This is a genomic window from Ancylomarina longa (assembly GCF_003996985.1).
GTDB lineage: Bacteria > Bacteroidota > Bacteroidia > Bacteroidales > Marinifilaceae > Ancylomarina_A > Ancylomarina_A longa.
In genome coordinates this window covers 1-539 of sequence record NZ_RJJX01000181.1, presented here as the reverse complement: position 1 = coordinate 539, position 539 = coordinate 1, and the positions used below count along the sequence as shown (strand labels likewise).

Annotated in this window: 1 protein-coding gene; it reads right to left on the bottom strand. The window is 41.1% G+C overall.

Going from position 1 to position 539, the window contains the following annotated elements; genetic code table 11:
- Window positions 1-278 precede the first annotated feature (278 nt).
- Window positions 279-539 (bottom strand): hypothetical protein (locus DLK05_RS19175; RefSeq protein ID WP_209319956.1); only part of this gene is annotated, 261 nt, incomplete at its 5' end.

The window sequence follows — 539 nt, the reverse complement described above, 5'->3', positions numbered from 1 at the left end:
GATGTGGATATTGTGATGAGCAATTGATGTGTTGTTTTTGTGTTTTATTTGTTTATTTTGTAGGAGCGGCGACGGTGGTGTTGGTTTGATGATGGCGAGAGAGAGAGAGAGAGAGAGATGGATGGAGGGAGAGAGAGWGYGGATTGAACAGATGGGAGTATAGTTTTTGTGTGCGGAATAGAATGGATTGGTCGTGTGTGGGTGGCGKYGAGAAGAATGATTTGTTGATGAGTTTCAGGTGAGTTGACKGGTGTTTGTGTGATGTATGTTGATAGGCATCAACTAGGTGTGTTGTTGTGTGAATGTTGAATAGTTGATATTAGTTTCATGATGAATTGTCCATACATTCGCGGTTTCCACTGACTCGAGAATTGATGTTGTTCTCCGTCACTTGKATGTCTGACTTTAGTGTTTTTGTGTTGGTCGATGTGGATATTGTGATGAGCAATTGATGTGTTGTTTTTGTGTTTTATTTGTTTATGCAGGTGAAACCATGCTTGCCTTAAAATATATTCTATTCTGCAGCCTCCTGGCCAGGA